Source organism: Streptomyces sp. V4I8 (assembly GCF_041261225.1).
GTDB lineage: Bacteria > Actinomycetota > Actinomycetes > Streptomycetales > Streptomycetaceae > Streptomyces.
In genome coordinates this window covers 9,979,820-10,002,696 of record NZ_JBGCCN010000001.1, presented here as the reverse complement: position 1 = coordinate 10,002,696, position 22,877 = coordinate 9,979,820, and the positions used below count along the sequence as shown (strand labels likewise).

The 22,877-nt window shown below is 66.4% G+C and carries 23 protein-coding genes and 3 pseudogenes; 11 read left to right on the top strand and 15 right to left on the bottom strand.

Features of this window, described 5'->3' with window-relative positions; genetic code table 11:
• Positions 1-603 precede the first annotated feature (603 nt).
• Positions 604-1,344 carry a terpene synthase gene (locus ABIE67_RS45485; RefSeq protein WP_370269605.1) on the bottom strand — a complete coding sequence of 247 codons (741 nt, stop codon included), beginning with the start codon at positions 1,342-1,344 and terminating at the stop codon, positions 604-606.
• Between the two features lie 15 nt (positions 1,345-1,359).
• On the opposite strand from ABIE67_RS45485, the gene ABIE67_RS45480 reads away from it, so the two are divergent.
• A complete protein-coding gene (locus ABIE67_RS45480; RefSeq protein ID WP_370267850.1) occupies positions 1,360-1,569 on the top strand; it encodes a hypothetical protein in 210 nt (69 codons plus the stop codon).
• Positions 1,570-1,685: 116 nt separating this feature from the next.
• Positions 1,686-3,407 carry an IS1634 family transposase gene (locus ABIE67_RS45475; RefSeq protein ID WP_370267848.1) on the top strand — a complete coding sequence of 574 codons (1,722 nt, stop codon included), beginning with the start codon at positions 1,686-1,688 and terminating at the stop codon, positions 3,405-3,407.
• 257 nt (positions 3,408-3,664) lie between these two features.
• On the opposite strand, the gene ABIE67_RS45470 is transcribed toward ABIE67_RS45475, so the two are convergent.
• Positions 3,665-5,044: an IS701 family transposase gene (locus ABIE67_RS45470; RefSeq protein WP_370267846.1), complete on the bottom strand. Its 1,380-nt coding sequence runs from the start codon at positions 5,042-5,044 to the stop codon at positions 3,665-3,667.
• 294 nt (positions 5,045-5,338) lie between these two features.
• On the opposite strand from ABIE67_RS45470, the gene ABIE67_RS45465 reads away from it, so the two are divergent.
• Together ABIE67_RS45465 and ABIE67_RS45460 are read left to right on the top strand one after the other, a co-directional pair.
• Entirely contained in the window at positions 5,339-5,668 is a 330-nt protein-coding gene (locus tag ABIE67_RS45465) for a transposase (RefSeq protein WP_370252162.1), read from the top strand.
• Entirely contained in the window at positions 5,656-6,576 is a 921-nt protein-coding gene (locus tag ABIE67_RS45460) for an IS3 family transposase (RefSeq protein ID WP_370267844.1), read from the top strand. The genes ABIE67_RS45465 and ABIE67_RS45460 overlap by 13 nt, the downstream gene beginning before the upstream one ends.
• 477 nt (positions 6,577-7,053) lie before the next feature.
• Here the strand turns inward: ABIE67_RS45460 and ABIE67_RS45455 are convergent, their stop codons facing one another.
• Positions 7,054-7,233, bottom strand: coding sequence for a hypothetical protein (locus tag ABIE67_RS45455; protein ID WP_370267842.1), 180 nt, complete (start codon positions 7,231-7,233; stop codon positions 7,054-7,056).
• Between the two features lie 61 nt (positions 7,234-7,294).
• Here ABIE67_RS45455 and ABIE67_RS45450 point away from each other — a divergent pair, with 61 nt between their 5' ends.
• Complete coding sequence (locus tag ABIE67_RS45450) at positions 7,295-7,573, top strand: hypothetical protein (RefSeq protein ID WP_370267840.1); 279 nt, start codon at positions 7,295-7,297, stop codon at positions 7,571-7,573.
• Here ABIE67_RS45450 and ABIE67_RS45445 read toward each other — a convergent pair.
• Positions 7,534-8,493, bottom strand: a complete 960-nt coding sequence (locus tag ABIE67_RS45445; RefSeq protein ID WP_370267838.1) for a sialate O-acetylesterase — start codon at positions 8,491-8,493, stop codon at positions 7,534-7,536. The two genes, ABIE67_RS45450 and ABIE67_RS45445, sit on opposite strands and share 40 nt — an antisense overlap.
• Positions 8,494-8,884: 391 nt before the next feature.
• Positions 8,885-9,448: a hypothetical protein gene (locus ABIE67_RS45440; protein ID WP_370267836.1), complete on the bottom strand. Its 564-nt coding sequence runs from the start codon at positions 9,446-9,448 to the stop codon at positions 8,885-8,887.
• A gap of 40 nt (positions 9,449-9,488) precedes the next feature.
• Between ABIE67_RS45440 and ABIE67_RS45435 the strand changes: the two genes are divergently transcribed.
• From ABIE67_RS45435 to ABIE67_RS45425, 3 genes are all read left to right on the top strand, one after another.
• Entirely contained in the window at positions 9,489-9,713 is a 225-nt protein-coding gene (locus ABIE67_RS45435) for a hypothetical protein (protein ID WP_370267833.1), read from the top strand.
• A 17-nt stretch (positions 9,714-9,730) separates the two neighbouring features.
• Positions 9,731-9,961 (top strand): hypothetical protein, encoded by a 231-nt coding sequence (locus ABIE67_RS45430; protein ID WP_370267831.1) that lies wholly within the window; start codon positions 9,731-9,733, stop codon positions 9,959-9,961.
• Positions 9,962-10,084: 123 nt separating this feature from the next.
• Positions 10,085-10,591, top strand: coding sequence for a DUF6624 domain-containing protein (locus tag ABIE67_RS45425; protein ID WP_370267829.1), 507 nt, complete (start codon positions 10,085-10,087; stop codon positions 10,589-10,591).
• A 718-nt stretch (positions 10,592-11,309) separates the two neighbouring features.
• Here ABIE67_RS45425 and ABIE67_RS45420 read toward each other — a convergent pair.
• From ABIE67_RS45420 to ABIE67_RS45400, 5 genes and pseudogenes are all read right to left on the bottom strand, one after another.
• Positions 11,310-14,141, bottom strand: a complete 2,832-nt coding sequence (locus ABIE67_RS45420) for a sialate O-acetylesterase (RefSeq protein ID WP_370267827.1) — start codon at positions 14,139-14,141, stop codon at positions 11,310-11,312.
• Between the two features lie 562 nt (positions 14,142-14,703).
• Positions 14,704-15,606 (bottom strand): annotated as a pseudogene (locus ABIE67_RS45415) (IS3 family transposase); the annotation flags it as partial.
• A gap of 36 nt (positions 15,607-15,642) precedes the next feature.
• The gene (locus ABIE67_RS45410; protein WP_370251558.1) at positions 15,643-16,944 is read right to left on the bottom strand and encodes a transposase; all 1,302 of its coding nucleotides are present in this window, start codon (positions 16,942-16,944) and stop codon (positions 15,643-15,645) included.
• Between the two features lie 138 nt (positions 16,945-17,082).
• Positions 17,083-17,439: a transposase gene (locus tag ABIE67_RS45405; RefSeq protein ID WP_370267825.1), complete on the bottom strand. Its 357-nt coding sequence runs from the start codon at positions 17,437-17,439 to the stop codon at positions 17,083-17,085.
• A gap of 136 nt (positions 17,440-17,575) precedes the next feature.
• A pseudogene (locus ABIE67_RS45400) lies at positions 17,576-17,854 on the bottom strand (IS6 family transposase); the annotation flags it as partial.
• 29 nt (positions 17,855-17,883) lie between these two features.
• On the opposite strand from ABIE67_RS45400, the gene ABIE67_RS45395 reads away from it, so the two are divergent.
• Positions 17,884-18,078 carry a transposase gene (locus tag ABIE67_RS45395; RefSeq protein WP_370269602.1) on the top strand — a complete coding sequence of 65 codons (195 nt, stop codon included), beginning with the start codon at positions 17,884-17,886 and terminating at the stop codon, positions 18,076-18,078.
• A 7-nt stretch (positions 18,079-18,085) separates the two neighbouring features.
• On the top strand, positions 18,086-18,241 hold the full coding sequence (locus ABIE67_RS45390) for a hypothetical protein (protein WP_370267823.1): 156 nt from the start codon (positions 18,086-18,088) through the stop codon (positions 18,239-18,241).
• A 188-nt stretch (positions 18,242-18,429) separates the two neighbouring features.
• On the opposite strand, the gene ABIE67_RS45385 is transcribed toward ABIE67_RS45390, so the two are convergent.
• Both ABIE67_RS45385 and ABIE67_RS45380 read right to left on the bottom strand, forming a co-directional pair.
• Positions 18,430-18,975 carry a hypothetical protein gene (locus ABIE67_RS45385; protein ID WP_370267821.1) on the bottom strand — a complete coding sequence of 182 codons (546 nt, stop codon included), beginning with the start codon at positions 18,973-18,975 and terminating at the stop codon, positions 18,430-18,432.
• Positions 18,976-19,318: 343 nt separating this feature from the next.
• The gene (locus ABIE67_RS45380; protein WP_370267819.1) at positions 19,319-20,098 is read right to left on the bottom strand and encodes a transposase family protein; all 780 of its coding nucleotides are present in this window, start codon (positions 20,096-20,098) and stop codon (positions 19,319-19,321) included.
• A 223-nt stretch (positions 20,099-20,321) separates the two neighbouring features.
• Between ABIE67_RS45380 and ABIE67_RS45375 the strand changes: the two genes are divergently transcribed.
• A complete protein-coding gene (locus ABIE67_RS45375; RefSeq protein WP_370267817.1) occupies positions 20,322-20,945 on the top strand; it encodes a hypothetical protein in 624 nt (207 codons plus the stop codon).
• Here the strand turns inward: ABIE67_RS45375 and ABIE67_RS45370 are convergent.
• The 3 genes and pseudogenes from ABIE67_RS45370 to ABIE67_RS45360 form a co-directional block, all read right to left on the bottom strand.
• A complete protein-coding gene (locus ABIE67_RS45370; protein WP_370267736.1) occupies positions 20,869-21,699 on the bottom strand; it encodes an IS5 family transposase in 831 nt (276 codons plus the stop codon). The two genes, ABIE67_RS45375 and ABIE67_RS45370, sit on opposite strands and share 77 nt — an antisense overlap.
• Before the next feature lie 278 nt (positions 21,700-21,977).
• Positions 21,978-22,295: pseudogene (locus ABIE67_RS45365) on the bottom strand (transposase); the annotation flags it as partial.
• 36 nt (positions 22,296-22,331) lie between these two features.
• Entirely contained in the window at positions 22,332-22,829 is a 498-nt protein-coding gene (locus tag ABIE67_RS45360; protein ID WP_370267815.1) for a hypothetical protein, read from the bottom strand.
• Between the last annotated feature and the right edge of the window lie 48 nt (positions 22,830-22,877).

Genomic DNA, 22,877 nt, shown 5'->3' with positions numbered 1-22,877 from the left:
CCGGGCATCGGCCGAGGATCTGCATGCCGATTCGCTTGAGCCGGTCCAGGGCCAGGATTGCCAGCCGGGTTCGGCCATATCGGCGACACCGTCGGAACCGCCTTCGACGGGTTCTACCAGCGAATGTTCCTGATCCCTCGCTGCATCGACTCCCCCCCGACGCAACCGCTCCTACCTACGCTTCCGCCCTCCCGCACCAGATGGCGGGCAGGATGCTGTCCATGCGCAGGGCGGTGGTGCCCAGTTCGTCGACCAGGCGCCGATTGACCCAAGGGTGTAGTCGTTCGTCCGGCAGAGGGTGGTCACAGCAGCTGTTCGTCTACACGCCGGGCCAGTCCTTTTGGCCAGCGCGCCGCGTCATCAGGAACTGGCCGATCTCCCGGCGTGCCACGGGGGACCGGGGCTCTGATGGACTTAATGACCGAGAGCGACGACAGGCAGTCGCCGGACCGGCCGGGAGCTGCGATCAGGCGGCGCGCCGCCACCTCCAAGGGCTCGTGATCACCTTTCGGGCCGCCTTTGGGTTCGCTGCGAACGGCACCTCGGAGGACGGTCGCTTACGGGACGTCATCACGGCCGTCTCAGCTCCTTCAAGAGCTGTCTTCACCGTGCAGGCAAAAACCCTGAAGGGGAGGGCCGGCCTTCCCGCTTGTGATAGCGCCCAGTCATGGCGTGCCATTGAAGGCTCCCCCCGATCCATCCACGCAGCCCAGTGAGATAGCGGGACAGCTCCGGCGACGCGTAAGCAGCGATCTCCTCTTCCCTCGCCAGGTAGATCTGCATCTGCTGATTATGGAGACGCACGACCTCGCTGACCGCTTCTTCCGTAGTCCGACCCAACTCAGTGCAGAACAAGGTCGGGAGACTGGTTGTCCGGGCCCGCGAGACAGACTCTTTATGGCTTGAGTAGAGGTCGTTGACGTGAAGAATCAACGAGGACGCGAGGAGGGTCAGGGCTCTTACGTCGGGGCGGTCATAATCCCGTGCGCTGAGTTCGTATCCTTCTGCAACGTCGATAGCCGCCAGACACGCCATCGCTCCGTTGAATGGCCGCTGGGCGAGGTATTCCCACAGCGTCGGCGTTCGCTGTGCCACTCTGTAAGAGCTCTCCCCTGCCATGGCCAGACACATGGCCACGTACTCACGTCGGAGACGGCCGACCTGCGCGGGCGTACCAAGAACGTTGGCATGATGCAGAGCATCCCTCACCGCGCAGGCAACCGGAGATCCAGCCTCACGGGTTGGCTCATTGAACTGATACGGCGCCACTGACTGTGGCTCCTCCAGGTAGGGCAGCAGGCCGGCAAGCCGTACGGCAGCAACTTCGGGCAGGGCGCCTTCTATCTCTTCGTCACAGTAATGATCGTCGATGCTGAACAGAGCCGTGATGTTCTTGGCCGCGAAGAACAGGTGATCACTGCTGGCAAAACCCGGGTGGGTCAGAGCGGCGAACGTGCCGAGCTTGAATTGTGCCAGCTCCGCCCGCTGGCCTCGAAGGATTCCAAGCCTGTCTGCCCACAGACCCGGGTTCGACGTAATTCGGGGGTTCTGGAGGCGGCGGCAGGGTGAAACTGCTGGTCAAGGGCGCGTGGGCTGGAGTTGCACGCGAAAGTGCCTAGAGACACGATTTCTCTGGTTTTCCTGTACTGGCCTGGCCTTGTCCCGTATGGTCTGGAGTCGTGTATGTGAGGACGACCAAGCGGGAGAACAAGTCCGGGACGGTGCGGTACCTGCACCTGGCCCACAACGAGTGGGACCCGGTCAAGGGCCGGGCCGTGCCGAAGGTGCTGTTCACCTTCGGCCGGGAGGACGAGTTGGACCGCGACGCGATCCGGCGGCTGGTCGCGTCCTTGTCGCGGCTGCTGGAGCCCGGCGAGGCCCTGGAAGCGGGCACCACGCCGGGGCTGGAGTTCACCGGCTCGGTCCCGTTCGGCGGGGCCTACGTCCTGGACCACCTGTGGCACCGACTGAAGATCGACCAGATCGTGTCCGGGGTCGGGCAGCCCAAGCGGGGGCGGCCCCGGGACATGTCCGCGACCGAGCGGGTGTTGTTCGCGCTGGTCGCCAACCGCGCGCTGGCCCCGTCCTCGAAGCTCGCCGCCGCCGAGTGGATCACCCACGACGTGCACATCGACTCGCTGCCCGAGGCCGGCGAGCAGTCCTGCTACCGGGCGATGGACTGGCTCCACGAGGTCAAGGACGACCTGGAGAAGCAGGTCTTCGACGAGGTCGCGAACCTGCTGAACCTGGAAGTGGACCTGCTGTTCTTCGACACCACCAGCACCTACTTCGAACTCGAGGAACCCGACGAGTCCGTCGCCCGCGACGAGAAGGGCCACCGCCGGGACGACGCCGGCGACGAGGGCCAGGACGTCGGGGACGCGGCCAAGCCGGCCGGGTTCCGCACGCACGGCAAGTCGAAGGACTCCCGCGACGACCTGCCCCAGATCGTGATCGGCCTGGCGGTCACCCGCGACGGCATCCCGGTCCGCGTCTGGTCCTGGCCCGGAAATGCCTCGGACCAGACCCTGATCCGGCAGGTCAAGGACGACATGCGCGACTGGACCCTCTCCAAGATCGTGTGGGTCGCCGACCGCGGCTTCTCATCTGACCGCAACCGCCGCTACCTGCGCAGCGGCACCGACGCCTACATCATCGGCGAGAAGCTCCGCACCACATCCCCCGAGGTCAAGCAGGCCCTGTCCCGGCAGGGCCGCTACCAGGACATCACCGGCCACATGCGCGTCAAGGAGGTACGGATCAGCGACACCGAACGGTTCGTCATCTGCCACAACCCCGAAGCCGCCGACCGCGACCAGCACATGCGCGAGCAACTCGTCGCCCAACTCCAAGAGCTGATCGCCGACACCGACAAGCTCAGCGACTTCAAGCGCGGCGAACTGCGCGGCAAGATCGCCGCCAAGCCCGGCCTGAACCGCTACCTGCGCACCACCCCCGCCGGCAAGCTCCGCATCGACCAGGCCAGGATCAAGACCGAGGAGAACCTCGACGGCAAGTACCTTCTGCGATCCTCCGACCCCAAGCTCTCCGCCGAGGACATCGCGCGCGGCTACAAGGCCCTCCTGGAAGTCGAACGCGGCTGGCGCGACATGAAGCAGGTCATCGACCTGCGGCCCGTCTACCACCGCCTCGAAGAACGCATCCGCGCCCACGTCCTGCTGTGCTGGCTCGCCCTCCTGCTCATCCGCATCGCCGAGACCACCACCGGCGACACCTGGCCCAGGATCCGCCGCGAACTCGACCGCCTCCACCTGGGCACCTTCACCGGCCCCACCGGCACGTTCCAGCAGGTCACCACCCCCACCAAGCCCCAGCAGGACCTCCTCACCAAGCTGCAGATCCCCACCCCCAAGCAGATCGCCGGCCTTCAGCCCGCACCACGCTGACCAGCCACAACCCCACCGCCTAGAGACACGCCCTCCAGGCGGCCACAACCATGTTCCCCCAGGTCAGGCCCCACTTTCGGCTCTCTAGGCCGCCGAATTATGTCGAACCCGGGACAGAAGAATGCGCTCGTCAGCTTCTTCAGCAGCATGGGTGTCCATGTCTGCTGAGAACGGACAGTCGAGCCTCGGCGTAGATCCCTGCCCAACTGTCACCATTTGCTCCCCTAGCGGTGGTTTGTTAGCTCGGGCAGTAGAGGTCAAGAGGTCTGCCGGAGCCGACGGTGTTGATCAGCTCCTGGAGTGCTGCGGGCGGGGGTTTGGGTGACCATGCCCGCCAGTAGCGTTGCAGCGTGGCCCAGGGCGTCAGCCAGCCACGGACGGCCCGTAGTGCCTGGGGCCAGCAGGCCGGTCGGTGCTGCTGGGACGCGGGTTCTCCCCCTCTCTGCCGGTCCTGACAGTGCGTCGGGAGCGGATGGCGGGCCGGCCAGGGCGGGCGGAGGTGGGTCGGGGGTGAACCAGGTGTTCCAGCAGAAGCTGAACGCACAGTTCACGAGGGTCTGGTGGCGGCGGATGGCGGTGTCGGAGCGGACCTGGAAGTCGGCCCAGCCGAGTTCGTCCTTGACCTGTTTGTAGCTCTGTTCGACCCAGTGCCGCAGCCCGTAGATCCGCACGACTTCGGTGAGGTCAGCGGCCGGGTGCCGGCTGTGCTGCTCGCGGGGTGAGCCGGGGCGGGGCAGGTTGGTGGCCAAGTACCAGGTGGCGTTCTCGGGCAGGGTGGCCGGGTCGGTGGTGGCCACGACCAGCCGGATCGCGCCGTTGGGCCCCCACCAGCCCAGCTGGGCGTCGGCGGCCCACCAGGTGGTGGTGCGGCCGTCGCGGAAAGCGCGGGTGACCGGCTGCCAGTCACCGGGCTGCTCGGGACCCCGCCAGGCCAGCTCGCGGGCGGCATCGACGGGCCGGAAGGCATCTTTGTACTGCCAGCTGCCGTGGCCTCGTTTGAGGGCCATCACGAATGGCAAGTGGGCGTCGGACAGTTCACGGCGGAAGCTGTCGTGGTCGCCGTAGGCACAGTCGGCTGCTACCGCCCGGAAGGACACCCCTGCTTCTGCGGCCTGACGGGCCAGGAGGGCCCCGATCTGCAGCTTCGTACGGAATGCGGGATCACTCTTGCGGCGCGGGAAGTGGTGGGCGGGGGTGTAGGGGACGGCGTGCAGCGGGTAGTAGACCCGCTCGTCCGCCCAGCACGTGGTCACGGTGACCACACCGCGGTCGATCTTCCCGACCGAGCCCAGGTACTGCTTGCCCACGTGCGCGGTCGCATGACCGTCCTTGCGGTCACCGGAGTCGTCGACGACCAGTACCCCGCCCGGGTGCGGGGCAGTGGCCGCATCGGCCAGCAACAGCTCCAGGCGGCGGGCGTTGACCACTTCCCGGTCCCAGGTCGACTCGGACAGGAAGAACTGCAGCCGCTGGGCTGCCGCGTGCTGGGCACCGACCACGGGTTCCGTACCGGCCAGGCAGGTGAGTGTCTTGTTCCGGTCCCGCGGCAGCAGCAGCCCGGCCAGGTACTCGCGAAACCCCCGGCGCTGAGCCAGCGTGGAGAAGAGGTCATCGAACCGGGCAGCGTACGCTTCCAACGGACCTGGAGCGGGCGTACACGGCAGCCTCTTCGTCATCTCGGGCTCCCCCAGACCGTAGTTACCGCCTTCACCTTCACGGCCTACTCCCGGACGAACCCGCCGTCAACAAACCACCGCTAGTTGTGCACAGTAATCGTCGCCACACCAGCCGCGGACACCACACCCCTCAGTGCACTGGAGGCATGACGAACACAGGAAGAGGACTTCGGCCCGGGATGCGTGCACACGTTGAAAGGTTGTGAGGTTCCCCTCATAGCGTGGAGTCCGTGATACCAGGGGAAGTTGAGGTTCATGGGGTCCAAGCAACAGAAGTACGACGCCGAGTTCCGTGAAGGTGCTGTACGCATCGTGATCGAGACGGGCAAGCCGATCCCGGAGGTCGCCGAGGATCTCGGAGTGCATCCGGGGACGCTGCACAGCTGGGTCTCACGCTGGAGGAGGAACGGCTCGGCCTCCTCCGACCGGCCCGCGCCCGCCGCCTCGGGCGGCCGGCTGCGGGAGGGTGAACGCGCTGAGCTGGAGCGGCTGCGCCGGGAGATGAACGAGAAGAACAAGCGCATCCGCGAGCTGGAGATGGAACGTGACGTCTTCAAACAGTGCATGGCCTTGTGGGTGAAGTAGCTGCCGCGGACCCGGCCCGGCTGGCCGGGGTGATCAGCGACTGCAAGGCCGAGAAGAACATTCCGCACACCACGTCCTGCCGGGTGCTGGGCGTGAGCGAGTCGTGGTTCTACAAGTGGAAGGACAGGCCTGTCACCGCCCGCGAAGTGCGGCGCGGACAGCTGGCCGAGGCCGTCCGGCGCGTCTTCGACGCCTCGGGCGGCACCTACGGCTCCCCGAAGGTGTGGATCACGCTCGTCAGGCAGGGATGGCGCGTCTCGGTGAACACCGTCGCGAAGACCATGGCCGAGCTGGGCCTGGCCGGACGGAAGGTACGCCGGCGTCGCGGGCTCACCCGCCCCGGTAGGCGGGCCGCGGCGCCGGACTTCGTGCGCCGCGACTTCAGCGCGGATGCCCCGGACCAAGTCTGGTGCGGCGACATGACCGAGATCGTCACGGGTGAGGGCAAGCTCTACCTGGCCACGGTGATCGACCTGTTCTCACGCCGCCTGCTCGGTTACGCGATGGGCGCTCGCCACGATGCCGAACTCGTCGTGGCCTCACTGCACATGGCCGCAGCCACCCGCGGAGGCGACGTGAAAGGCGTGATCTTTCACAGCGACAGGGGCAGCGAGTACGTCTCCCGCCGGTTCAAGCGGGTCTGCCGCCGTCTCGGCGTGACCCAGTCCATGGGACGCGTCGGCTCATGTTTCGACAACGCCGTCAGCGAGGCATTCAACAGCGTCCTCAAGGTCGAATACATCTACCGGCACACCTTCGACACCCGTACCGAGGCCCGGCTGAAGATCGCCACGTGGATCACCGGCTTCTACAACACCCGCCGACTACACAGCGTATGCGAGTACCACAGCCCGATCGACTACGAACATATGCATCGGACCGGCTCCGCCCTGGAGCTGGCCGCCTAGAAACTCTCCACACAACGAGGGGATTGACATTGCGCACTTGTGAAAACCCGACAGGGCGGGTAACAAGCGTCGCTCAACTCACCCAGCCGCAACGGAACAAGCACAACCCACACGACGGTTACGCAACGTCAGAGATCAGCGGATCTGACACAGCCACTAACAATGGCCAACGAAAGGAGCCGAGTTGTCGGTGGACGACGAGGCAGCAGGCAAGGTGGAGGAACAAGTCGTGGATGTCGGTCCTCCGTACCCGGCGGAGCTGAAGGGGTGCGTGCAGACGTACTGACAGCTGGAGACTTCATGCTGCTGTCCGGCGAGTTCGGCACGCCAGGCGATCCCGGGCCGAACTACTCGCTCCGGGACTTCACCGTGCCGCAGCTCGAGGAGACGATCGACGTCGGCACGCCCTGACCGGCGTGCCGGTCCAGCTCAGTGCCGGACCAGGCGAGACGTTCTTCTGCTGGTGGCGTCGCCCTGTCAGGTGATCGGTCCAGGCCCTGCACCACGCAGCAGTTCAGGGCGAGCATCGGCGAGGGCGAAGTTCCGCGCCAGCCCTTCCACCATCATCTGATCGATGCGGTGGAGCCAAGCGTGCTTGTCACGTTGAAGCGACGGGCCTGCGCTGGCCGGGCCGACGCGGCGCTGCACTGCCTTCACGCCGGTCGACGTCCCGCCGATCTTTCCTGGCGGTAATCCGCTCAGCCGGGCGGCTAGCGAAGTGCTGCTGCACGTCGTCGTACGAGGCAGTGCCGCCCAGGTCGGTGATCTCGTCGAACGCTACGGCGCCCCACCCGCACTCACCCGCGTCCTCGCCACCGGGGTACGCCCCGGCAGTATCGACCGCCACGAAGTCTTTACCCTCCTGGGAGCCCGGCAGTTCACCGTCCTGACCGAATTCGACACAGCCATCCATACCACCTACCACCTCCCCACCGGCGAGCGCGCACAAGAACCCGCCTACCTCATGGCCCTGATGGTGCCCCGTACCCTGCCGTAGTCCGCGGTGTCGTTCGTGGTGCCGCGCTCCTTCGTCGTTGATTCCGCGTCGGTGATGCTGCACCAGGTGAGGTCGATCAAAGCGTGGGCGTATCGTCGCCCCAAAGCGCGTTGCGATAATGCACTGAAGTGGACCGCTTCGGTCGCATTGGAGCGCAGTCCTGCGCTGCTCACCCACGATGTGTGGGGAACGCGTTGAGGGAGCGTATGGAAGACGTCCAGGATGGTGCGCGCCGCGTCAAGCCTTGTACCATTCAGGCTTGAGATCCAAGTTCTGGCGAATTCACCGGCAATGAATGGAGTTCGGGCGCTGGCGCCGGTGATTGATGAACGGAAGGTCCAGATAATGTCGTTCAAGCTTGCCTCATAAGTAGGCGCTCCACCATTGATCACATCACTCTCTCCCTGGTGCCACAGGATTCCAGCAAATCTTGCCCCAGGGCCGGCGGCAGCCATGGCTGAATTCGCCCGCGCGACAGCACCATTGAAGAGCTTTCCACCCGGCTTCCAAAGCCCAGAGATGACACTGGTTCCACCCCAGGCCGCACCAACCAGCAGCACTTTCCGATTGCTCGGCAGTGACTGGGCGAATGCTTTTCCAAAAGTGATCCCCATTCCGATACGGTTTGACGGACCTTGATGTACGAGGGGGTCACGCGCGGGGATAATTCCCCGATTCGGATGCCACTGGAATACTCGCGGATGGACGGCCGCATCCGCCGGATTATCCCGGCCAGTGCCCCAGCCGACCATGTTGGATTGTCCGGCCAGGAGAACTACGTCGTAGCCCGGATCGGGCTGCTTTGCGTATGCGTAAGTGCTCAGGGCGCTGCAATGCAAGGCGGCCACCATAAAAGTGACCAGCATTTTGGGGAAGGTCTTCCGCTTCACGTCGGAGTGGCCCTCTAAAACAACTTTCATGACAGATCTCATTTCTGTTGAAGATATGCATCCCGCAGCTGACGTACTGTCGGTCCACTAGCCGTGGAACACAGCGCCTGGCCGGGTGCAACCCGATGGAACGGAAGAGGAAACGCATCCGTCAGCAACGGCCCGCGATGGCAGCCTGATCATCCTCGTCCGAGGGGACGATCGCCGTTGCAAGCTCGCGTCGCGTCAGGCTGCCCTGGGCCTCGAATACGCGGCATGCTCACCGCCGGCTGGTTCAGGCTCATCGTGCCGGAAGGGGCTGCCGAGGCAGGCAGCGGAACCGCGATCCCCAGTAACGCAGCGGCCAAACCACCAGCGCTCGCAGACCCGGCCGCGTGCCCCGGCGAGGGCGGCGGCTTCCTGTTCTCATCCATGGCACCCCTTACAGCAGCAACGACCTATCAGTGCGCCAAATGACATAAACGGAATTTAACAGGCACTTGGGCTGTGCGCGCCTGGGCGTACTGCTGGGCTTGCAGGGTGGGCAGTGGCCCTCGGGGTGCCCGACTGTCGGAGTGAATGGTGCGGCGGCTGCGCGTCGACCGCAGCTCGCCGAAGTCCGCGACCAGGCAACACCCTTCTCGTACTGGTGGAGCCCAGCCTGGAGTTTCCTACTCGATTGCATCTTCGGTGAGCACCGCCTCCAGCGTTCGGGGCAGGGTCGTCTTGTTGATGTCTCCCGCTCCGTGGAGGACGAGTACGTGGTTGTGGGACGCCTCTGAGGTCCTTTGCGTCGAAGCTGGGTGCGCGGATGTGCTGGAGGTGCTCGGTGAGAGCGGCCGCGACCGATCTCCTGAACGGGTGAGTCCTCGTGTTTGCCGAAACCGGTGAAGTAGAACGGTTCGCCGTTGATGAGGAGCTCGGTGCCCCGCCCTTCGACGGTGCGCATGCCGAAGGGCTGGGCGTAGCTGTCGTCCAACTGGCCCTCGCGCGCGACCAGTTCCACCACGAGGTCGTACAGGTAGGCGGCGCCGGGCTGCCACAGCGTGACATTCCTCGATGCGGAAGGTGCCCTCGGCTCCCTGTGCCTCCGCCACGGTCCGGCCCGCCTCGTCGACGGCGCGCACGCGGACGCCGGTCGTGTCGGGGGCCAGGCCGCCGTCTCCACGCGGAAGTCGACAGTGCCGTCCCGCCCCGTGACCACGGTGATGTCATCGGCGTACGTCGGCGGGGCGCTGCACAGCCGGACCGGGCGGGCGATGCCCGCGTAGTTGTGGAAGTCGTGCAGGTGCGACTGACGTTGGCGGCCATCGGGGCGGGGGCGACCGTGCCCGAAGGAATCGTCTCGTTGGCCAGAGGGTTGTCCACCCCGACCGTCGACTCCGTGTATTCCGGGGAGAAGTACGACGCCCGGCGCGCGGACGAGCTGGGGGAGTGGCGCGCGGCCTGCTACCGGACGACCGGCCACGGCTGGCGCCCGGCCACCGTGGTAGCGATCCTGCTCTGGCTTCGGGAGTAGATCCATTATCCCCGTGTGGGGAAGTGCCTGTCACCGTTCTCCGGAATGATCTTTACGCCTGATTTGCTCCTTTAGGCTCGGAGGCGACCGGCACAGCACACTGACTCAACCTGGGAGTTGAGAATGGCGCACGACGTTGCCGCGCTGGCCGTGGAGCTCGCGGGCATGGCTGCGGCCGATCACCGGTCCGCAGTCCACGCGAACAGCGATGACCCTGCCGAGCAACTGGCCTGGCGGCGGCTGACCGCCCGGCACGGTGACCGGCCGGGCGAGATCATGGACGCCTACGGCTGGCCGACGGCAGCACTGGTCGGTGAGGAGGCCGCACGCGCAGCACGGCTGATCGCCCAGCACGCCGACCGGCAGCTCGACATTCAGCGGCGCGCTCTCCGCCTGATGCAGCAGGCGGTGTCGGCAGGCTCGGCCGGCCCGCGTGAGCTGGCTTTCCTGCGCGACCGCACGTTGGTCAATGAGGGCCGCAAGCAGGTCTACGGCACTCAAATCGCCGGTGTGAAGGACGGGGCACCGATTCCGTGGCCCTGTGAGGAGCCCGAGCGCATGAACGAACTCCGTGCAGAAGTCGGCATCGAGTCCTTCGACGAGTACGTTGCCAAGTTCTCCCTGGCCTGACGCGCTGTCCCAGTCGCGTGCCGCGGATCACTGCCCGGGACTCACCTGCCGCAGGCATTGATCCGCCGGACAGGCCTATGCCTCGCGCGTCTTGATGTTGGCGCCGTCGGTGGGCCTCTCGGCATCGAAGGCAGAGCTCAGGAACTCGCGTTGCGCCATGGTCGAGCAGTCTAGGCTCCGGATGTACCGGCCCGACTCCGCCGTACCTGCGACGGCTTCGACCTTGACCTGGAGTCCGCTGGAGGCTGAGGCGTTCCAGATCGTCGGAGTCAGCAAGGCGTTTGAGGCGGACGATGTCTCCTCTGCCGCTCTCTTCGCCGGCGGTGGGTCGTCGTGTCTGTGCTGTGACCGGAGGGGGAGCCAAAGCGGCGGTACCCAGCAGATGCCACAGCGCCAGATCGACTTCGTTCTGCTGCTGCGATGACATGAAGGTGTCTTGGTCACCCCGCCGCCTTCCCTGCGCAGGAAAACCACCGTCGGTGACGAACGGGACGCTACGCCGGTCAGCCACGCACATCTTCTGGATCGGTCACCGTCATAATGCAGGATCCTTTCCCTCTGACATGTAGGCCCGGGGGAAACAGGAGGTCCCTGGGCTGAGCGTTGGGGTCTGCCGCCTCCTTCCTCGTCGGAGGCAGGCCCCAACGCGTGGTTCAGCTCTTCGGGGGAACAGGTACCCACCGGGTGCGATGACCGTGGGGATTCGCCTCGAGCCGTCTCATCTGACCGGCAGTCGGTCGAAGGCGAGCAGGCCCATGTCGGAAGCGTTGGTGATCCAGGCTGTGGTCGGCGTCGAGTCGCTCGTCGCGGTACCGCGGTGACCAGCGTAGGCGATGGTGGTCAGGCCGACACCCGGGCCGTTGAGGACCAGGTTGAAGTAGCCGGTGCCGCAGCGGACGTCGGCCACCCTGGCTGTGGTGCCGTAGAGGACGAAGCCGGCCTTGCTTCCGGGGGCGCAGCGCAGGGTTTGGGAGGCATCCGTGAGGTTGACCCGGATGCTGGTGCGCGCGGAGTTCGCCCAGGACGCGTTCAGGGGATTCGGGGGGTCAGCGGGGGTCACGGGTGGGGTGTGGTAGAGATCGCGGAGCATGCCCAGGCTGAGCCAGTCGGCGAGTTGGCGGTAGCCGCGTTGATAGACATAGTGGCAGCCGGCGTGGCCGTCCAGGCCCATGGTCGTCATCACCGACGTATTGGGGAGGGCAGCGAACCGGCGCTGCACTTCTTGAACGGCGAGACCTGATGTTCCCCCGCAGCCGCTGCGAATCTGCACGACGTAGAAATGTTCGATATTGGTGAAGTCGGTGCGCCAGTCGGTCATGAGGGCTCGTACATTGGCATCGTGCTGTGCGGGTACACCTGCGTCCGACTCGCCCTGGTACCAGATGACACCGCGCACCGCGCCCGCCAGCCCGGCGTCACGGAGCCGGCCCAGCAGGCGGCCGTAGTTCGTGGCCGGGTTGGTGGGGTTGGTGTCGGAGCGCTGGAAGAAGCTCGATGGTTTACCGCCGTCCGCGCCGTTGATGATGGCAACCGGGATACCTGTGCGGTCGACCAGATCGCGTCCCAGCCGTACCCCGATCTGCCCGATCGCTCCGCGAACGAGGGTGTGACGACCCTCGAATCCCTCGCCGGTTGCCCGGTACCAGCTGCGGTCGTGGACGGACTGCACGGGATCCGCGGTGCTGTAGCCGAAGGTGCGGACCCAAGGAGACTGGTCTGCCGAGCTAGCGGTGCCGGCGCCGTCGGTGGACGCGGCTACAGCGTTGGACTGCCCTTGGATAATGAATAGGTCACCAGCGACGACGTCGCTCGCGCGGCGGATGAGGGTGCTGCCCGAGGGGCGATCTGCCCACACTTCGACCGTGTACGAGGCGCGTTCGGCGGTGATCGGGGCGTCCAACGTCCATGCGGGTGTGGCCGGTACGCGCCGGGTCGTGACCAGCCTGCCCTCGCGGTACACCCTCATTTCCACGTCGGTGATCTCAGGGTCGGTGACGTGGCCGTCTACGTGGACGGTCGCGGTGTTCGTGGCCCTGTCGCGGGGGTAGAGCTGGGCGTTAGTCGGGCCTGTGGTGATGTCCACGCCGGCCGGTTTGACGTACACCTTCAAGTGTGGCTGGGTCCAGCGGTTGGCATTCTCCGCGAACGTCCAGTCCGGTTGGCCGCTGGGCCGGTTGCCGATACCTGCGGAGACCCGGGTCGGTGGCGTGTGCGCCCAGCCGTTCACCGCCAGCACGGTCTGGCGATAGGTCAGATCATGGACCTGGAATGATCCATAGCCACCGGTGCCGGGGATCGGACCGATGGCCGGACTGGGTTGGTCGGCGAAGTCCCACGTGCCGGCGCTGCCACCGGCCGGGGGATTGGGCGGCAACGCCGCTGCGTATCGGTTCGGCCAGATCTCCAGATATCCGTTGCTGTGGTCGGAGGGGCGTACGTCCGATCCTCGTACGCTCAGGTCCGCCACCCGCCGCTGGGTGACCCCGGACCACGGCACGCCCAGGGCTTTCAGGTCCTGGGTCCAGGTGTCCATGGAGGCGTAGCCCCAGGCGGGGGTGGTGCCATGCATGCCGTCCAGGCAGTAGGCAACCCGGGAGATCGGTGTGCTGATCAACTCCGAGTTGTCCACCTTGTACGGCACCCCGTTCGCCCACTCGGCCGCGGTCTTGGGGACCTGCGCGTGGTACAGCAGACGGTAGTCCGCCAGTTCACCGACCGTCTGCTCGCAGGTGGCTGCCTTCGGAGTGGCGGGCTTCACATACACCTTCAGCTTCGCCGAGACCAGCGAGCGGCCCGACTGGGAGAACGTCCAGTCCGGATGTCCGCTCGGCTGATTGCCCGTGCCGATGTCCAGATACCTGCCGTTGCCGTAGCTCCAGCCGTTCAGTGCGAAAACTGTTTCGCGGTTGGCGGTGTTGTGTACCTGCATCGACCCGTAACCCGTGGTGGTGCCGACTGGGGTGTCGGAAAAGTCGTAGGTACCGCCGTTACCGGAGGGCGCTTGCGCCGAAACACCCGTCCCGTAGGTGCCCGGCCAGAACTCGATGTACCCGCCCTCAGCCCGCTGCACATGGGTCACATTGCTGCCCCACGTGGTGAGATCCTTCACCTTGCGCGCGACCGTGGTCGTCGGCACCGCCAACAGGCGCGGATCGTTGGTGAAGGAATCGAACGAGGCATACGCCCACTCCCGCCTACCCTCGGCCGTCACCGTGTCCAGGCAGTAAGCCACTCGGTCCAGATACGCCGTACTCAGCTGACCGTTCAGCTTCAGCGACCTGTTCACCGTGTACGGAATATTCCGCCCGCCCTCCCAGAACGCCGCCCTGGGCACATTGACCTCGTACAACGGCGCATAGCCCGAAAGCTCGTCAACCGTTTCACAACTCGTCGGAACAGCGGCATCCAGCATGGCCGCCGATGCGCTGGATACCTGGGGCCCCATGGCCGCCACGATCGCAGCAGCCCCGATTAATGCGACCGACTGCACAAACCGATGGAGGACGCCGCGCTTGGCCTGTCTCTCAACGGGCTTGATGATCCGTTTCATGCCCCTTACTCACCCATCGTCGGTTGATCGAAATATCGTCATACAGATCCACCTCCTTCCTGTGAGTGACGAGAACGGGAGCCGAACGGGTGAGGGCTGCAGTCGGCCCTGGCACCAGCCGGTTACGAGGCGCGGACGGTGCCCCGTTCGTGTCGTAGATCGTCTTGTCGAATCCGGTGGACCGCACGCCGTGGCTCCCGTGGCGCTTGCGGTTGCCCCGCTGGCCTTTTGGCTCGGGGATGGCGTGCTTGCTCTGCTGTCGTCGCAGCTAGCGGCGGTGTGCGCGGGAGGAGCTCGGCTCCCCCGCCTCATGCCCATCCGGGTCGGTCGGCTCGGCGGTGGACGCCCTCGAACCGGCCGGATCATGCCCGGACGGTCGACGCGATCACACTCGCCGGCTACGAGATCGACATAGAGCTCTGGCCCGAGTCGAACGCGGGGATCCGAAGGGTACCCACGACCTTACGGACCGCCGACCGGTTCGAGGCCTCGATGATGTGGGACGGCCCCAGCCGGGCCTGCATGGGCCTTCCCCCCGAGGGGTGGACACCTGTTCGTTTCGTTATGCGGCGAGTGTCAGGGTAGCTGACAGCTGTTCGTAGGCGACGGGGCTGAGCTGTCCGTTCGCCGAGTGGCGGCGCCAGGTGTTGTACCGCGTCAGCCAGCGGAACACGGTGCGCCGGCAGGCCTCGGCCCCGTGGAAGCGCCGGGCGCCCTGGAGGATCTCCCGTTTGAGGGACGCGTGGAAGGACTCGCAGGCGGCGTTGTCCGCGCTCGTTCCGACCGCGCCCATGGACTGGGTCACGCCCAGCTCAGCGCAGAGATCAGCGAATTGGCGCGACCCGTATTGCGCCCCGTGATCGCTGTGGAAGACCGCGCCTTCGAGGCTGCCGCGGGTGGCGGCGGCCATCCTGAGTGCGTCGGCGACGAGCTCGGTGCGCATGTGGTCGGCGATCGACCAGCCCGCCACGCGGCGGGAGAAACAGTCGATGACGGTCGCCAGATACAGATGCTCGCCATCGCCGACAGGCAGATACGTGATGTCGCCCATGTACTTCTGGTTTGGCGCGGGCGCCGAGAAGTTGCGTCGGAACAGGTCCGCAACGGGCGTGGCCGACGGCTCGGGGACAGTCGTACGTACCTTCTTGCGCAGGCGGAAGCCGGCGATACGGAACTTGCGCATCACGCGGGCGACCCTCTTCTCATTGATCTCCATGCCGTGTGTATCCCGCAGCTCGGCGGTGATGCGCGGGGCGCCGTAAGTGCCGCCGGAGTCGGTGTGGATGGTGCGGATCTTGCCGGCCAGCACCTCATCGGCCTGCTCGCGCTCGGCCCGGGCAGCGCGGGCCTCGCGCCACTTGTAGTAGGTGGAGCGGGCCACTTCGAGCACCTGGCACAGTCGCGTGACCTTGAAGGTCTTGCGGTGGTCCTCGATGAACTGGCAGCGACTCACCAGCTCATCTCGTGTTTGTAGCGAATGGTGATCTTGGGGTGGCGGGCTCTACGCCGCGGCTGCTTCCCAGGCGCGGATGACCGCGGCGATTTCATCGGGACCGGGTTGACCTGCAGGGTTGTGAATATGGCGGGCGGCGATGATCGTCCGGCGAAGCTTGATCACCATGTCGCTGAACGCCGGGGTCGCCTTCGTCGCGTACCAGGGCTGTCGTGCGCGCCGGTCGGCGATGTCGGCGGGGTGGTGCCCGTGGGCGGCGTACCAGAGGACGACGATGGTGTAGACGGCCAGGCCGAAGGGGACGGTGCGCTCCACCGCGCGCCGGGTGCGGTTGCGGGCCTGGCCGACGCCGAGATCCTGGCGCATGTGCTCGAAGATCGATTCGATCGGCCAGCGCGTGCCGTACCGTTCAATGAGGTCGTCGGCGGGACTGACCAGGTCGGTGCTGATCAGAGCGAGGTCGTACGGGCGGGTCGAGTTCAGGTCGCGGATCAGGACGAGGCGGACCGGGAGGTCCTTGAAGGCTCCGTACCACAGGCATTCCCTCTCGGTGATCCACACGAACTCCATGCGCCCGTAACGCTCCACGACGGCAAGGCGCCATGTCGCCGTCTGGGCAATCGCGGTCAGTGAGCCCAGCGCCCTGCCCTTCTTGCGGGGCCGTCCCCGCTTGTTGGTCTTGGGCGGGGTCGGCGCGGACAGGGCGGCGTTGCGCGGGAGTCGGGTGGTGAAGGTGACCGACGGGGGCAGGTCGGCGACCTTGCCGGAGTGGTAGGCAGCGTCGCCGGTGACGTGGAGAGTGCGGCCGGGGAAGAGCGCGGCCAGGTCGTGGACCATCTCCAGGGCCAGGTCGGTGCGGGAGGCGGTGGCCTTGCCCCGCCACAGCCGGGCGGCCACCGGCACAGCGACCGGCTTGGCGAGGAAGGGCAGGCGGACCACGACCGCGCAGATGACCCAGGTGTTGCCGAACCCGAGCTTGTCCTTGCCCCGCCCGGAGCCGTCATGCGCCCACAGCGCCCCGAAGACCTTCCTGCCGACCCGGTGCAGCAGGGTGTCGTCGACGACAGCCAGGATCGGCGCGTCCGCTGGGAGCAGGGCTTCGACCACGGCTCGGGCCAGGCGCAGGCCGAGCTGGTCGGGATCCCACGAGGCCTCAGAGAAGAAGGCGTGGGCCCTGCGGTGCGGCCACAGCCGCGACAGTCCCGCCCCCGTCAGCATCCCGGTGACCGTACGCCGCCCCGTCTGCGCGGCCATCCCGGCCACCAGATGGCAGAACGTCTCGAACGAATGCTTCGTGAAACACGGACGAGTGACCTGCAGAACAAGCAGCAACGACGCCGGTAACGTCATCCCCGGAACCATCAGCGGCAACTTCCTCGCTTCGAGGCGGTTGGATCAACACCGCTGATGGTTCTTCACGTTCAGCCTGACGTTCCGCAAGCCACTCAGCGGGCTCACCCGAACAGGGAAGCCACTATCTGTTCAAGATCACGATTCTCCGCAAAGTCGAGAGCTCATCTCCGCGGCGAAAAACTTCGTCGCCTTACGCAAGATGTCCCGCTCCGTGGCCAGGGTCGCGTTGTCCTTCCGCAAGGCGGCGTTCTCCTTGCGCAGGGCCGCTAACTCGGCCTCCAGTTCTTCCTTCGTGGCCTTGCTCACCGGTGTGTCCTTCGTGTTCTTCGTGGGGCTGTCGGCGCGGGCGCGGTCGGCGCGGATCCAGTTCCGCAGCGTCTCCGGGTTGATCCCCAGATCGCGGGCGGCCTGCACGATCGTAAGGTCGGGGTCCGAGTGGTACAGCGCGACCGCGTCGGCCTTGAACTCGGGCGAATAGACCTTCATCACCATAAGTGATCCTCCTGCCAGCCCCTCACCGGGGCTGATCGAAGGTGTCCACCACTCAGGGGGAGGGTCCCCACGGCCAGGCCCCTCCCACGACGATCCCCACCAAGATCATCGCACCCCGCCCCCCAACTTGATAATGCCTGATGAACACCTCGTCCAGATGCCACCGGTCCCCCGGACGGGGCTGCCGGCGGCGCTGCCGCGCGGCATACTCCGGGCCGAACCGCTCGCACCAGGCCCGGATGCTCTCGCAGGACACCTGGATGCCGCGCTCGAACAGCAGCTCCTCCACGTCTCGGAAGGAGAGCGGGAAACGGTGGTACAGCCAGACCGCGTGCGCGATCACCTCGGGCGGGAACCGGAACCCCTTGTACGACGGCGGCGTGTCCACGAGCAGGCCCCCCACAACGATCTCCATGAAGATCATCTCACGCCCCACCGCACAACCTGCCAAGCCCGGCCCTGGATATCACCGGCCTGCGCCGGGCCCGCTACCGCGGCCTGCCGAAAGTCCGCCTCCAGCACGCCTTCTCCGCCACCGCGATCAACATCATCCGGCTCGACGCCCACTGGACCGACCGCCCTCTCGGCCGACAACGCACCAGTCGCCTCGAACGCCTCGCCTACGAGCTCACCGCGTGAGCCCGAATTGAGCAACAGAGTCGTCGAGCTGACCGGGCGGTGGAGCGGCACAGTCACCGGGCAGGAGGGCGTACACGTCACCAACGTCTCCAACGGGGTGCGGCTCAGGGTGGACACGAAGGGCCGCGCAGGAGCCGGGCGCACGATCACGCTCCGTCCCTGATCGCCGGTTCCCGGTAATGCTGCTGTTCTGCCCGCTGGGCCCAGGGGACCTGAGTGTCTGGCACAGGCTGCACCAGTATGGACCAGTACTGTCAGTTCGGGCTCAGCCTCGCCCTGCCCAAGGACGTCCGGACCCGGTCGACTTCAAGCTGACGCTTCGTCCGGACGTCTCGGGGCCGCACGGATGGATCAGAGGTTGTGGCTCCTGCTCCACCCGGCTTTGGACAGCAGGGTGTTGTAGTAGTAGTTCGGGGGCCAGGAAGTATTGCGGTACCTCGCGTTGGGCAGATGCCCCGAGGCGCTCAGCCAGGGGCTGTAGGCGCGGAAGACGTCCACGCTCTTGGTCAGACAGTTGTTCCGGAAGAAGTCGTAGCCACTGTTGCGGCCTGCGAGGGCTGCCTGCATCGCCCTGGCCGGGTAGGCGGAGGCTGTCGCGATGCACCGGTACTTCGCATAGCGCCACTTGCCGGTGCGCCTGGTCTTGAAGTTGTGCATCATCTGGCGCCCGGAGCCGGTTCTGATGAAGGTCGCCTGGGGCCTGCCTGTCATCCCCTCGGTGGCTCCATAGGTCCAACTGCTGGAAGCCCCGTGGCGAAAGCCCCAGCCGTTATGCCCCAACGGTGGCCTGGGCCCGGCCGGGTCGACGTCGTTGGGCGCCAGGAAAATGCACACCTGCCCGCGTGCTGCTGCCTCGGTGGCGGCCGCGCTCGGGGTGGCCGTCGGTGCGGCGGTCATGGTCAGCACGGCGACAAGGAGGGCCAGGGTATTGCGATGCCTTCGGGTCGTTAATCGATTCATCATGGGATCCGTTTCAGGGTAGTTGTTTGAAAGTGGATCAGATCGGTCCATCCGCTCCGCCTATCACTCCCCGGAATACCGGAAGACCGCTCCGAACGCTCGTCTGACAGGCCATGGCAGTGCAATCTGCATAATGCAGGCCTCCCGGACCGGCTTCGGCTGTCCACCAGTTCGGATCACATACTCGTCACGAGCCCTTTCCAACCTGGCTGTGTGTCGGGGTGTTGGCGGGCATGGGCTGTACGAAGCGAGGGCCTGCTTGAGGCCTATTCACGGGGTTTCACCAGCCCTTTTTGTAGAAGGTGAGGGCGGTGACGGTTTTGGCGACGAGGGGGAACTTGGCCAGGGGGCCGCGGTAGCGGGTCGCGAGGATCTTCCAGTCCTTCAGGTGTGCGATCGCTCGCTCAATGGCGGCGCGGAGGCTGCTGATGCTCCGGTTGTAGATCTTGGCGCCAGTGGGGCGTTGCTGACCAGGTGGTTTGCGTCTCGCGGTGAGCATGCCGGAACCCACGTACCCAAGATCGCCCATGCTCTGCCGTTCTGCGAAGGTCTCCGGGAAGTGGGACTGGCGCCAGGCGTACATGTCGTGGCGGGAGCCCGGGACAGGCTCGGACACCGCGAGCAGGTCTCCGGACAGCGTGGCGGCGATCTGCAGGTTGAAGCCTGTGTCGCGGTGCTTGCCGGAGAACATAGCGGTGCCTTCGCTCGCCCAGTCCCACGTGGTGACCAGGGTGCCGTCGATGAGCACGATCCGGCCGGCTGAGGCTTCCACAGGATCAGGGACATGCCCGGCGAGGGCCTTCTCCACCACCGGAAGCAGCCCCGTCCACCGCCGGGAAACAGTGGCCTGGCTGACACCGAACAGTTCCGCCGCCGCTTCCTGGACGGGGTTCTGCCGCAGGAGGAACAGCACCAGGACCACCGACCGGTACAGGCCCAGCGACCACATCCGCGCCGGAGACACCGCAGGATCCGGGTCCTCCACGAGCGCCTGATGGACCCGCACCACCAGCCCGTCCAGTTGATCCTTGTCTAACTCTGCCGTAACGTTCCAGCTCAACGGCCCTGCCCCGGTTCACTTCTGACGTTTTCGCAGACATCAGACTACCGAGCAGGGCCGTCCTGATGATCAAGAAATCCGGGCCGCACCACCCCGTGAATAAGAGCGTGGTGGTGAACCGCTCTGTAGCTCGATGAGCTGCGGTTTTCTCGGCGCTGTGGTGTGTGGGCGGCGTTTGTGGGGCAGCCAGCCGGCAGTCGAGTGGGTTGTGGAGGTGCGGTTCATGCCGTCGGTGATCGCGTTGCTGGAACGTCGCGAGGCGCGGGCCCGGGAGGAGCTGGATGCCGGGCTGGAGCGGCTGCGCGAGGCCCGAGAGCATGTGGCGTCCTGCCAGGAGCGCCTGGACTGCGCCCGGATCGGCCGGGAGGAGGTGCTGCGGGCGCTGGCCGAGGAAGGCGAGATGGTGGCCGGGGTGCCGGAGGCGGAAGTGCTCGTGGGGCCGCCTGCCTCGGCGGGTGCCCAGGTGGCGGAGCCGGGCCCGGAGGCGGTGGCCGGCACCTCGGATGAGCTGGCGGTGCCGGCGGGTCTTCCTGCCGGCTACGGCCCGCGGCCTGCGGTGTGGCAGGCAGGACTGGGCCTGGAGGCGCTCGCGGGGCAGTACCGGCAGCTCTTCGAGGCGGTCCTCGCCCGGACGGAGCCCGTCTCGGCGCGGCAGCTGACGGCCTTGCTGGGGCGGGACGCGCAGCGGTTGAACGAGGTGGAGAAGGTCCGTCACCGCGCGTATGCGCTGGAGGCGCGCGGCTGGCTGGTCCGAGTGCCGGGCGGGATGTTCACCCCGGCTGCGGGCCCAGCCGCTGGGGCCGGAACTCGGGCCAGTGCAGGCGCTGGCGCGTCATCTTCCGGGTGAGCGTGATAAGCCCCGCCCACCACACCATCTGCACGTGGTGGTCCGGGCGGCGCTCGTGGTCGCGGTTCAGGCGCCGCGCGCGGGACAGCCACCCCAGCGTTCTCTCTACTACCCACCGGCGCGCCAGCACCGTGAACTCCCTTCTCCCGTCGGGGCGCTTGACCACCTTTACCTCCACGCCGTGGGCTGCGAAGGCGTCGGCCAGTGGCTGGCCCTGGTAGGCGCTGTCGACCCACACCAGCTTCAGCAGCCGTCCGGGCTTGGCCAGGTAGGCGTCCAGCAGGTCGGGGGCGGCCTTGGAGTCGTGCACATTCGCCGCCGTGACGGTGACCTCCAGCAGCAGGCCGCCGGTGTCGGTCAGGATGTGGCGCTTGCGCCCGTCGCGCATCTTGGCGCCGTCATAACCGCGGCTTGAGGCCGGGCAGGTCTCGGCGCCGTCCACGGACTGCGCGTCGATGATCCCCGCGCTCGGCTCCTCCTCTCGCCCCTGCCGCCTGCGCTGCAGACGGCGCAGGCGCTGGTAAAGCTCGCGCACATAGCCATGCCGCCGCCAGCGGCGGAAGAAGTCGTACACCGCCCGCCACCAGGGGAAATCAGCAGGGACAGAGCGCCACTTCGCGCCGTTGTCGACGACATAGCGCACCGCGTCGACCATCTCCCGGTGGCAGAACTCCTCCGGGCGCCCACCCCGGCCCTCCAGCCAGGCCGGCACCGGCATCGCCGCCCGAACCACCGCCCACTCCGCATCCGTCATGTCGCTGGGATAACGCTCGGCACGACGTCCCGCGGTGATTGCCCCGTACACGTGCACGTAGCAGTCACACGGGAGAGGGGCCGGGGTGGACCCGGCAACGTCACGGATGGTCAACTGGGAACGCAACGGGCCTCCTTGGGCGAGCCGGGTCTCGACAACCACGTCTCTACCGAGAGGCCCGTTCTTCATGCCCACTCCGGCACCAGCACCTGCGAGCGAGAGACCACCCACACCGGGCCACTCGAACGCCACTCGATTGGTCACCACGCTCTAAGCCTCCGTGGGTGTTTGGCCAGCCATGTCCTGATCGCGGGCGTCTTGTGGGTGCCGTAGTTGTCGCAGATCAGGTGGATCTGGAGATCCGCCGGCACTTCTTTGTCGATCCGGATCAGGAACTTCTTGAAATCGGCTGCCCGGTGCCGGCGGTGCAGAGCACTGATGACTTCACCCGTGGCGACGTCGAAGGCGGCGAACAAGGTGGTCAGCCCGTTGCGGACGTAGTCGTGGGTGCGCCGCTCGGGCATGCCCGGTATTATCGGCAGCACGGGCTGGGACCGGTCCAGGGCCTGGATCTGCGACTTTTCGTCCACCGAGATACGGCAGCTGTAGATAGCTGCTGATGTGCTGTCTGGTCATGGTGTGGTGTCGGCGTAGGTGTGCCATCGGCGGTGGCAGAGGCGGGCGTGGTGTTGGTGGCGGCGGCGCCAGGGGGACCACCACAGCAGGTGTTCGGCATCTCGCCGGGGCGGCGGAAGCATCAAGGCCCGTAGCAGGCGGAGGAGTTCGTGGCTGCTGAGGGTGACGAGGTCCGTCTCGGCGGGGTCGTTCCGGCTGGTCTGGGCGGTGCGTTCGAGGGCGGCGGTGACGGCCAGGAAGGCGTAGGCGACCAGGGTGATCACGCTCCAGCGGTGCCAGGAGTTCCAGCAGGTGACCTGGCCTTTGTCGAGGTGGCAGGTCTCCTTCGCGTCCTGGAAGTCGTCTTCCACCCGCCATCTGCGGCATACCAGTGACACCAGTCGCGCCAGCGTCACCGGCCCGGGGGCGAAGCAGCGGTAGTAGGACAGGGTACGGGTGTAGCGGTGACCAGGAGGCTTATTCACGGGGTGGTGCGGCCCGGATTTCTTGATCATCAGGACGGCCCTGCTCGGTAGTCTGATGTCTGCGAAAACGTCAGAAGT